This is a genomic window from Massilia sp. KIM (genome assembly GCF_002007115.1).
GTDB lineage: Bacteria > Pseudomonadota > Gammaproteobacteria > Burkholderiales > Burkholderiaceae_D > Telluria.
This window is the reverse complement of the sequence record NZ_MVAD01000001.1, coordinates 620,059-631,805: the sequence shown is the minus strand read 5'-3', so window position 1 is coordinate 631,805 and position 11,747 is coordinate 620,059. Positions and strand designations below refer to the sequence as shown.

At 51.7% G+C, this 11,747-nt stretch carries 7 protein-coding genes; 6 read left to right on the top strand and 1 reads right to left on the bottom strand.

Annotated elements, in window-relative coordinates; genetic code table 11:
• Positions 1 to 30: 30 nt before the first annotated feature.
• The 6 genes from B0920_RS03020 (at position 31) to B0920_RS02995 (ending at position 8,635) form a co-directional block, all read left to right on the top strand.
• Complete coding sequence (locus tag B0920_RS03020; RefSeq protein ID WP_143745617.1) at positions 31 to 2,283, top strand: TonB-dependent receptor; 2,253 nt, start codon at positions 31 to 33, stop codon at positions 2,281 to 2,283.
• The gene (locus B0920_RS03015; protein ID WP_078031097.1) at positions 2,283 to 3,314 is read left to right on the top strand and encodes a DUF1611 domain-containing protein; all 1,032 of its coding nucleotides are present in this window, start codon (positions 2,283 to 2,285) and stop codon (positions 3,312 to 3,314) included. The genes B0920_RS03020 and B0920_RS03015 overlap by 1 nt, the downstream gene beginning before the upstream one ends.
• 12 nt (positions 3,315 to 3,326) lie before the next feature.
• The gene (locus B0920_RS03010) at positions 3,327 to 4,922 is read left to right on the top strand and encodes a serine hydrolase (protein WP_078031096.1); all 1,596 of its coding nucleotides are present in this window, start codon (positions 3,327 to 3,329) and stop codon (positions 4,920 to 4,922) included.
• Positions 4,919 to 6,121, top strand: coding sequence for a dipeptidase (locus B0920_RS03005; RefSeq protein WP_078031095.1), 1,203 nt, complete (start codon positions 4,919 to 4,921; stop codon positions 6,119 to 6,121). The genes B0920_RS03010 and B0920_RS03005 overlap by 4 nt, the downstream gene beginning before the upstream one ends.
• A 659-nt stretch (positions 6,122 to 6,780) precedes the next feature.
• A complete protein-coding gene (locus B0920_RS03000) occupies positions 6,781 to 7,569 on the top strand; it encodes a response regulator (RefSeq protein WP_143745616.1) in 789 nt (262 codons plus the stop codon).
• A complete protein-coding gene (locus B0920_RS02995; protein ID WP_078031093.1) occupies positions 7,559 to 8,635 on the top strand; it encodes an ATP-binding protein in 1,077 nt (358 codons plus the stop codon). The genes B0920_RS03000 and B0920_RS02995 overlap by 11 nt, the downstream gene beginning before the upstream one ends.
• Positions 8,636 to 8,821: 186 nt before the next feature.
• Here the strand turns inward: B0920_RS02995 and B0920_RS02990 are convergent, their stop codons facing one another.
• Positions 8,822 to 11,302, bottom strand: coding sequence for an AAA family ATPase (locus B0920_RS02990; RefSeq protein WP_078031092.1), 2,481 nt, complete (start codon positions 11,300 to 11,302; stop codon positions 8,822 to 8,824).
• Between the last annotated feature and the right edge of the window lie 445 nt (positions 11,303 to 11,747).

Genomic DNA, 11,747 nt, shown 5'->3' with positions numbered 1-11,747 from the left:
ACGAACAACGACAACAAACAGGAGACTTAAATGAAAACGCAACTGCCTAGGTCGATCACTCGGATCAGCATTACTTCGATCGCGATGAGCACAATGGCTCTGGCGGTATCCGCCGCGTGGGCAAGCGGGCAGGAAACCACGCGCGAAGATGTGCAGCAGGTGGTCGTCACCGCGCAGAAACGTGCCCAGACAGCAGTCGATGTGCCCCAATCGATGTCGGTAGTTGGAGGTGACGTCCTGGAAAAACAACAGACCACAGGCTTTGCCGACTACCTCAAGCTGGTTCCAAGTCTAAACATAGTCCAAAGCACGCCAGGAGAAGGACGTCTGGTATTACGCGGGCTAGACACCGGCGGAGTGGCCTCGACGGTAGCGGTTTACCTCGACGAGACCCCATTCGGCTCCAGTAGCGGCTTGGCTAATGGCGCTACACTAGCAGGCGACTTCGACACCTTCGACCTGGCCCGCATCGAAGTCTTACGTGGACCACAAGGAGCACTGTATGGTGCTAGCTCGCTAGGTGGCCTTGTAAAATTCGTGACCAACGCACCAGAGCTGAGCGAGTTCTCCCTGCGCGCTCGTGTGGGCGCGGCCACGGTCGACGGTGGCGGCACTGGCTGGCGCTCAAACCTGGTAGTCAACACGCCAGTTAGCGACACCTTGGCCTTACGGATCTCTGGATCCTACCTGAGGCAGCCGGGCTTCATCGACTCGATCGGGACCGAGGGATCGGACCGTGCGTCAAATATTAACGAGGCTCGAAATTACGGGGGGCGCGCCTCGCTTTTGTATAAGCCAAGTGCTGATTTTAACTTGCGCCTGTCGACTCTGGCGCAGAACATCTCAACTGACGGTCCGACTTCGGTCGAAAGTGACTCGAACACTCTGAAGACCCTGTACGGTCGTCCGAGTTTTTCACAGTTTGTGCCGAGTAGGCGCGACATTCATTATCGTGTTTCCAACGGCACAGCTAACTGGAACCTTGGTGCAATCACTCTGACCTCCTCCACTAGCTACGCCACTCAAAAGCAGTACGCTCGAGAAGACGTAAGCTATAACTTGAGTAGTGTAGTTCAGAACGTGTTTGGTGTTCCAAACGACATGTTCCTTGGACAGGAACTTGAGCTTGAGAAATTTACGCAAGAGCTACGTCTGAGTTCTAATAGCGGCGGGGCTGTAGACTGGTTAACGGGCTTGTACTACACCAACGAAGATGCCGAACTAACCCAACGCTATCATCCAGTAGCTCAAGGTACATTAACGCCCATCGGAAGCCTTCCGTTGCTAGCAGATTTGCGCCTTGGCTCGACTTACCGGGAGCTCGCGGTATTCGGAAACGCGACGCTGCATCTTGGTCAAGACTACGACCTCGACGTCGGTGGCCGCTACAGTCGCAATGAACAAGACGCTCGCCAACTTACGGACGGTATCCTGGCCGGTGGTATAGCTGACTCAAACGCCGACTCTTCGGAAGGTGTTTTTACCTACGCGGTAGCGCTAAAGCGAAAATTGGGTCCTCGTAGCGCGGTCTATGCACGCGCCGCCAAAGGCTTCCGTCCTGGTGGCCCCAATGTACTGCCGCCAAGCGCGCCAGTAGGCACTCCAGCAACCTATGCTTCAGATAGCGTAATGAGCTACGAGGCAGGCCTCAAGACTCAGAGTGCCGACGGCAGTTTGTCAGTCGATCTATCGGCCTACCATATCAAGTGGAAAGACATTCAGTTGCTGGCCGTGGTTAACGGCTTTGGAGTAAATACTAATGGCACAGGCGCGACTGCGGATGGCTTGGAAATCACGGCTGGCTATCGGCCATTGCGGGGTCTGCGATTGTCGGCCAACGGTGCATGGAACAAGGCGCGACTTGACGGCAATACTCCACTTGTAGTGGGCGGCGTAAAAGGCGACCGCCTCCCCTTCTCGCCAAAATACACGGCATCACTAATGGCAGACTACCGTTGGGCCATTGGAGACACAACGCCGGCATTCGCAGGGGCTTCACTTAGGCGAGTATCAGGACAGCATGGCGCATTTGACGCCGACTATCGAAGTACAAATGGACGTCAGCGAGAGATTCCCTCCTACAATGTGGTCGACGCTCATGCAGGTGTGGAAGTTGGTGCGTGGACGGTCGAAGTGTTTGGGAAAAACCTAGGAAATGGCGATGGCAAGATCTCGACTTCCGCACGAACCGCGAATGGCAATTTTATTGCACCTGGCGGTGCGGTCAACACTGGCGTGATCATACCGCGAACGATAGGCTTCACGATTACCAGGGAGTATTGATGAGCAACCAACAGCGAAACATGCACCTTGAAGCCGCCCGTTACTTGCTGTTTCTAGGAGATGTCACTGAACCAGGTTACGCCAAAACAGCCTTTGGCCTCCGCGACTGGGCCACTGACCGCTGCTTAGGCGAATTACGTCTTGAAGGGGCAACAGTTAGCACGGGCCTGTCGACGCTATCGCCGGAGGAAGCCGCCGCACGTGGGGCCACGGCGCTGGTAATTGGCGTGGCGGCACCAGGCGGCGGCATTCCCATCCACTGGGTACCTGCTTTGGTAGCAGCTCTTGAGGCGGGATTGGATATTGTCTCTGGGATGCACGTGTCCTTGAGCGACATAGGAGCATTGGTAGTCACTGCCGCGCGTACTGGAGGTCGCTTAATCAACGTACGCATCCCCCCTTCCGATATCCCGATTGCTAGCGGCCTACGACGATCGGGACGCCGGATACTTACCGTCGGCACGGACTGCGCGCTTGGCAAAAAGTACGCCGCATTGGCGATAAGCCGTGGACTACAGCAGCGCGGGATCGACGCGGAATTTCGGGCTACTGGGCAAACCGGCATTATGCTTTCGGGCAGCGGGATTCCGATCGATGCAGTGGTGTCGGATTTCGTGGCTGGCGCGGCCGAGCTGCTTAGTCCAGCAGCCAATCCAGACCATATCGACGTGATTGAAGGGCAAGGCTCTCTATTTCACCCTGCCTATGCAGGTGTCTCACTTGGCTTACTACACGGTAGTCAGCCCGACATGTTTATCGTCTGTCACGCGCCGCAACGCCAGCACCTATTAGGCTTCCCAACAATTCCAGTACCGTCGCTCGAAGCCGTCATTGCACAAACCACCGTTCTTGGACGAGTTACTAATCCGGCAATTCGCTGCGTTGGCATTGCACTAAACACAGGAGGCATGTCGCAAGAAGCAGCGGACGCTGAAATCACTGCGCTAGCTGCTCGCCTGCCCTTCCCGGTTAGCGACCCTCTCCGTGGAGGACCGTCCTTTGAGCGTCTACTCGACGCTTGTGTCGCTTGACTAGGAGGTCGTATGTATCTACTTAGCCTACCTCGCTCCTTCGCTGCCCTCTTGTTGGTCGTGTCTTCCTCTACCACGGCCGCACCTCCTGTTGGCTTCGCGCAGCGCGCGGAGAGCGTGCGCAAGCAGATCGGCACTCCTGGCATGGCCATAGCGATCGTGGAACATGGGAAAACCACGTTCGCGCGCGGCTTCGGCGTACGTAGACTTGGCGAGACGGCCTTAGTCGACGCCGATACGTTGTTCCCTATAGGTTCAACTACCAAAGCGATCACCGTTGCGGCCCTTGCCACGCTTGTCGACGAAAGGAAGCTACATTGGGACGATCGTGTAACCGAGCACCTGCCTGGATTTCAGATGTACGACTCATGGGTAACGAGAGAGATAACCATCCGTGATTTGCTGTCTCACCGTAGTGGCTTAGGCCTAGGCGCCGGTGACCTGCTTTTCGTACCACGCTCAAATGTATCGCGGCCAGAAACCGTGCGCCGAATCCGCTACTTAAAGCCAGCAACTAGCTTCCGCAGCAGCTACGGCTACTCCAATCTGATGTATGTAGTTGCTGGTCAACTGCTTGAAAACGTCAGTGGCCAGCGTTGGGAGGACTACGTCCGTGCGAAGGTATTACAACCAGCAGGAATGATAGTTTCGACCACTGACAATGCGGACAATTTCGCTACTGCCAACCGCGCTTTCCCCCATGCCCGCATGGGCGGCGGAGACCGTGGAGGAATACGTGGCGCTGGCGTGCAGGTTGGGCTTGATGAGCGCGACGACCTTGGGCGGAACGCAGCCCCAGCAGGCGGCATCGCCAGCAGTGCGAACGACTTGGCGCGTTGGCTGCAGGTTCAACTGGGTGCGGGCTCTACGATCGACGGGAAGCGCATTTTCAGTGCCGCTACCCACGCTGAGATGTGGACCCCAACTACAGCCATCCCTATTCCGGCGGTTCCATCTGATTTAAATGAGACTCAACCAAAATTTTCTGCGTATGGACTAGGGTGGAACGTCGTTGACTACCGCGGCGCACGCATGATCTGGCATGGTGGAGCGGTGTTCGGGTTCAAGACTGCCGTTGTTATTCTGCCCGACAACAAGGTCGGCTTTGCGATAAGCATCAACAGTGAAGACGGAGAATTAGTGCGAGGACTGTTATACGAACTGGCCGATCATTACCTTGGGGCGCGTCGCCGAGATTGGCCTGCACGTTTCGAGACGCACAAAAAAACAGAGGTTCAGAAGGCTCACGCGGCACTAAAGGCAAGGCATAACGCTTCCACCCCTACAGGCGCACTAGTACCGGCCAATAACTTAGTAGGAACTTACGCTGATCCATGGTACGGCAACATCGAAATCACGTCCGCTTCACAAGGACTACGAATCGATTTCAAGTCCACTCCACGCATGGCTGGAAAGCTCGATCATTGGGAATACAGCACATGGATAACTCATTTCGATGATCCTGCTCTTGAACCAGCATATCTCAGCTTCGGCTTTGACAAAGACGGTAAGGTTGACCGAATTACTCTAAAGCCGGTTTCACCAATCGCCGATTTTAGCTGGGATTACGCTGATTTGGAATTCACCCCTATCAAGAAAAGCAAATGAAAGCATTACGGTATGTCTCATGTGCTATCCTGACCTCTTCGCTTATGATCACAGGATGCGCAAGCAGTACAAATAGCGGCGACGAGGATCTGGCACTCCATCGCCGTCTTTTTACCCTTGACGCACACCTCGACACTCCAATTCACTTCGGCCGCCCTGGATGGGATTTCGGAGCGCGCCACAACCCCACACACGAGCTTGCTCAGCTGGATCTAGGACGCATGGCTGAAGGTAGCCTAGACGGCGGTTTCTTTGTGATCTTTACTGAGCAGGGCCCGCTGACACAAGAGGGGTACGCTTCGGCACGCGCGCACGCACTGTCGCGCTCGAGTTCAATCGACCGTACCCTGGCGCGCTATCAGAATAGGATAGGCATTGCAACAAATATTCAAGAAGCCCGTCAGCTCAACGCTGCTGGCAAGCTTGTGGCGTTCAAGAGCATTGAAAATAGCTATCCTCTGGGAGATGATTTAAATGGCTTGACTGACTTCCATCGACATGGGGTACGCCTGGCCGGCATCGTTCATAGCAAAAATAATCAACTAGCAGATTCATCCACCGATGCTCCTGTCTGGAATGGATTAAGTCCGCTAGGTCAGCGTTGGGTAGCAGAAATGAACCGACTTGGCATGGTCATAGACGCTAGCCATGCAAGCGATGCCGCAGTAGACCAAATGCTAGCGTTATCTTCAGCTCCCTTGCTCTTGTCGCATTCGAACGCTAGAAGCAGCTATGATCATCCGCGTAACCTAGACGATGAGCGCATCAGAAGAGTGGCGGACGCTGGTGGCGCGATCTGCGCCTCAACCATCTATCTTAGCAAACTACGACTTGGCCCAAGGCGGACAGTCTTGTTCGACCAGATGGAAAAACTGGAGGAAATGTCCCCTGCCGAGCAAGTAGCTTTAAGCAAAGAGTGGCGAGCACTCGATGCAAGCGCTCCGCTGTGGGAAACCAACTTCGACCAATATATGAAGGCCCTCTTACGTCTGATCAAGATCGCTGGTGTTGACCACGTCTGCATGGGCGCCGATTTCGACGGCGGTGGCGGTTTCCAAGGATTACAAGAAGTTAGCCAGTTGCCGCGCGTCACTGCTAGACTGCGCCGCGCCGGTCTATCTGAATCGGACATAGCCAAAATTTGGAGTGGCAACATATTGCGCGTGCTGCAGGCTGCGAATGAGAGAACGCAAAAATAGGCCGCCGCTAACGGATGATGAGTATATCGCGTTATATCTAAAGTGTAGTGAGGCGGTTGCGACGTGTAGTAAAGTCGCGGCTCAGCCGGCGGAGACTGGACATGGAACCCATAAGCTTCTTCACACACAAACCGACCTGAAGTGACATGCGCCCCAGCTTGCATAATACGAACAAATTTTCGGCGCCCTGCGCATCCGAATGATATGATGCTCGTTGAGTGAATATGACAACGCATTGGTTGGCAAGCAAACCGATCTCTCAGCAGGAGTTCCTAAGCAGCCCTATGCTTCGGTCGATAAAATGCTAGACGAGTTCGCGAATCAGATTGTTATATCACGACGCCGGCTCGACAACTGGCTTTTGCCAGTAGATTTGAAAGGTCTCCAGGAAATGGATGAGATAACTTGGATATTTATTCGAACGATCTCGAGCAACGTCACTAAAATGTCTTAGCCGGTGTTAAGAACTATATGTAGTGATTATTGTGCCGAGGTTAGCACCCATTCGTCGATTAGCGAATCGAAATGGCAAAATTTCAATAATTCGGTAGATGAGTTGGGGCCTGCAAACAGGCATACGCGGAAATTTCAGAGTCTTTTTACGTTGGCGAGAACGCAGCCGTATCATAGCTTGACGTACCATTCGAAATTAATAATAGATGCAAACTTTTCAAGACATTAAGACCTATTTTGAGAGCTTAAGTTGGGCTGCAAATATTATGGCTTTTATGCCTCTATTTGGGGCTGGTTTTTGGATATATAAGAAACAGGAGAAAATTGTGGCGTGGTTTGGCCGTCGGAAGCCTGTAGGGGTTAAAGACTATATGGCGATAAACTCGCCAAATTACATTTTCGAAAATAAAAGTGTGAAGATCGTAGTCATCGACGACAACCCCGACGACTTCCCCTTGGACTATCTGCGTAACACTTTTGGGCAAGTTACCGTCTTTGACAAAATTTCACTGTCTGAAGCGTCCAGGCTAATCGGCTACGACCTAATCTTCCTCGACATGATGGGTGTAGTTAAAGAAGATCCAAAGTATGGAGGCCTACAACTCATCAAAAAGATTAAAGGATTGCCTGACGCACCGATTGTGGTGGCAGTATCAGGCGCGCGCTTCGATCCGACGGCTTCGAATTATTTTGAGATCGCGGATGACGTCCTGAAAAAACCTCTGACGGAAATGAAGTGCGAAGAAGTAGTGTTGGAATTGGTTAAGGAAAAGATGTCGCCGTTCCGGGCGGCCGATACCATCGATAGCGAAATTCTTGGAAAAAGTAAGAATGACCGAGAAAAAAATAAGATCAATGCGCTAGTGTTTTCGTATCTTGATGGAAAGATTACTTTGGACGCGCTGCGGGCCGATCTCTTAAATAGCCATCGGCACATTGACACGTCCTTGGTAATTTCTAAGGTGCAACGGGTAAAAGGTGCATATGGCCCTTAAAGACATTCTTTTGAGTGGTGCGCTCCACACGCCCTTTCCCTTGCTCGTGAGTGGTTTCAAGTGGCGAGGCTCGAGATTTGATTTTTCTCCGGTTTGCACGGAAGCGTGCTTTAAGGGAGCCGGGAAATATTACTGCCGACATGGACTAGCATACAAATGGGTAAAGCTGGGCGACGAGCACGCCCTTATATGTGGATACGTCGATTCTGGCTCGAAAATTAGCAAGGATGACAGGGCGAAGCTTGTAAATCGCGCATCCTCTGATGCCAAAGTCGAGTCATGGGCATCGAACTTGGCAAAGCTAACGAACGTGTTGAAAAAATCTAAAACCGCTGTTGCTGAATTGGGTTCGCTACATGAAATCAACCGCTGGGCTAGCCAGGTGCATTCGATTGCGCAAAGAATGTTGGTTAAGGATAAAAACGCGGACTTTGCTGCCAACTTCCAGGCAGCTAGCCGAGATATGCGCTCGCTCTTCAAAGCAAGCGAGATGTTAGTAGATGCATTCGATCACCTTGGGATCTTCTTCAATCCATCTTCCGCTGGGTATGGTCGAAAACGTTCTGTCGATTTATATAAATTGGTTGACAAAATACGTATCATTTTGATGGAGGCGGAAGGCGCAGCTTTGAATAAGAAAATCGTCATCAACGGAGAATTGCGGAAAAATATTGACATTTTCGAATCATTCAAAATAATTCCTTTCTGCTTCGTCCAGAATGCAATAAAATATTCGTTTGATAGCGAAATAACGATTTCATTTACAAACAATTTTCGAGACGTAGAGATGTCGGTCGAGTCCTCAGGCCCACCAATCACCGATGAGGAGAAGTCGAGGATTTTTGAGAATGGATATCGTGGTGCATGGTCTAAAAAAATGCATCATGAAGGGTTAGGAGTAGGCTTATATATTGCGAAAATTGTTGCGGATGCTCATGATGTAGAAATTAAAGTTCTAAGTGTCGCCCGACACTACTCCCGCGAAGGCATTCCAGTATTTTCCAACACTTTTAGCATCAAAATTCCAATTAGTGACCCGTCGGAACGCAGAGCGGTACCCCGATGATAGACAGTTCGAGTTGACTTATTTGTAGCGGCTCCACGGCCACTAGTCTCTCTATTCGCCCTAGCGACACGAGATGCGGAGAGACATTTTTAAGGAAATCGTCTACTTCCCTGTCAGCGCATAAATAGCGGCATCTTGAAACATCGGTAAGCACATGGACCATGTTAGCTGATTAGACTATCTCTACTAGCTGGCCGCCTCCTTTTCCGACTCGGTTACATAAAAAACTCCATCTCTCTGCTTTTTAAGAAGACCCGCCTTGGCGCTCTGTCCGAGACAGCGTGCAATCGCTTGGCGCCACTCATCTTGCGAAAGACCTATCGGGAATACATAACGGCCCGTGTCTCTGGCTAGAGTATCACGCAAGATTTCTGCACCGACTGGTCTGAGACCGATCCTAGAATAAATAAATGCGCTCGCAAGTCGGTGGAGCACACTCGAACCTGGAAGTTGGCGCATCCTTGGCGGTATATAGTCCAGCTTGGCACTTGCGTAAAGTCGCGCCCCTAACGCAGCTAAGGGTAAAGGAAGCTGCTCTCGGATCTTACGAGGTATGGACCCTGGGTCAGACGAGGTAATGATAAAATCAAATCCGCGCAAGGTCGTGAAGATATCTTCCGGGAGCGCGGTTGTGGCTTTGGGTACGCTTTCACAGCATTGGCAGACCAGTGCTTTACCGATTCGGTCCAACTGCGGAGTAACAGTCTTACACACATTGCACCAAGCAAGCTCATATGTTTCTGTTCGAGGACTTTCCAGCGCCGCCTGTTCCATCGGATCTTCACGCTTGATTTTACGTCGGCTTGTTGATGTCCATGAATAAACAGGCCAGGAATGATACGCCAGCAGATAGTCGATCCAAAGGTCTGCAGCTTCCGCATCATCATATCTATTTACAAACCAACACTTCCAATCTTCGCACCAAGCTAACGCTACCGAGGTTAGTCCAACGGCAGAAGACTCGACGTAGCGGTCTAATATTGACCCGGTAAAGCCCTCCTCTTTTGCGGTAGCGACGATGTCTGCATTCCCTGCATCATCAAGGACGAGACTTTGGAATTTCCCATATGCTAATTTGCAACCCAACGATTCCGCCTCATACAAGGCAATACAGACAGTCGTGGCGCGAGAGTAAGCACAGAACAGTTCAACATCATCCATATCGTCCGCTCCAGCGATAATAATGACGGGAGCTTCCATGCCGCGAAACCGGGCTACTGTTTCATACCGCCCAACGCTTAGCCGATTACGTATCCATCCAAAGCGAGATAACACCACGATGTCTGTTTGGTTGATCCCACGCGACATTAAGTCTTCGATAACGTCATCAACTGAGGAACTGACTTTACCGACAACAAGCTCCTGTAGCGTATCGGTCTCTAAATCCCGAGGACAAACCATCTGATGAGAAGGCAACCGCACTTTCTGCAGACGCTCGAATACACTACGAGGCGATCGTAATGGGATCGTAAGAACGTATGGGCACTCAATCCTGAATACCTCGCAGAGAGCTTGAGTGGAAATACGGTCCTTCTCAAAAGAGAATCGTTGTGTTTCATCGCAAAAGACAACGATGGGCTGATTAATGAAATGTTCCGCGAGCCATGTGCACCACTCATGACGGAGAGCCTGGGCCTCATCAAGAACTAACACGTCAAAATCTGGGACCTGTCCATTCTCCTGAGCTTTTTGTAGATCCTCGAAGCACCCCCGCTCAAGCCAGTCCGAGCTGCCGTCGATTTGGCCCGGACCTTTCCTTGCATAATCAGAACAAAACCCATGCCAAGTTGCCACCTTCGCCATCGTTGCAGAGTCGATCTCCTTGCGAAGATGCTCAACCAATAGGGCATTGAATGTCAGCATTAATACTCGCTTGCCCTGTCGAATCATGCGTCGTGCAATCTCAACCGCGATCAGCGTTTTGCCTGTTCCGGGCCACCCGGTAATGACCATGCGGGCTTGGACCATGGCCGTCTGTACGACAGAAGCTTGTTCGTGAGTGAGGCGCAGCCAAATGCGGTTGTCATACTCTACACGCTTACCCCAGGAGGGAGTGCCGTCGAAAGTCGGGCAGAGGACTTCGACTAAACGGTTCATTCGCTGACGACCTAGCTCCAGATTACCAAGAGTTTGTTTCCAGTACGTCATGAGTCCGCAGACGCGGTCCGCCAGCACCGACTCCTCCAAGTGCATTCGATCGATGAACAATGCTTGTGCTGGACTTACAGTCGTATCGACAAGTCCCGGACTAATCACGCTGTCGCCAAATACGCTGTCCGGAAATATCAGGCCATAGCCCATGCGCCAGCGTAAACTTGGATCGATTCCAAGCCACCGAGCTAGGCCATGAGCATTCTTGCGAGTCTGTGCGACGTGATTTCCGATGCCTCCTGTCTTTACGTAGATGAAGAGGCCATCCTTGACACGCTGTTTGCCGCTTTTTACCTCCAGTGCTAAGACACCCAAGCTGCGATGTATGATTAGAAAATCAATCTCTCCGGTCGGCGGATAGCCGGGGTCGATTTCTTTGATGCCTTGTGCGAGCCATGGAAGGCTGTGGATCACCGTAAAATCATCGGACAGGCCTTGCCTTAGCAAGTCATAGATCCTTTTCTCACCATAGCTATCGGTGTCTTGCGGCCCCGTGGAGGGGATCATGCGTGCCATTGATCAATCTCTCGGTCTGGTTTTGCTAACTAGAGAATGATAAGTCAGCCTTCCACTTCGCACTAGTCTTGCTCTTTACCAAAAAATGCTACATCGGAATTCGCCATTTTCTTCAACGCTATTCACTAAAGAACGGATACCTAGATTACCCATATCGCAACTTCGCAGACACGACTGCAGGCCATTTTCGATTAATTGCAAAAACAAGTACAGCTTCTATGTCTGTGCGGTACGTGTTAGAGCGGCCCCGCCCCCCCGGTAGACACAACAGCGCTGCTGCAGGTGCAACGCATCTATCAGAAAAACAAAGTTGAAGGGGTTTCGATAAACAATATTGTTCTGACTAAGCTGAAATGGAATAGTGTCCCAGATGATTCAAATAGTAGGGAATAGCGCTTCGCAAAGAACGAATTTACGTGCCGCACACCCCGAATGTGGAACTTGT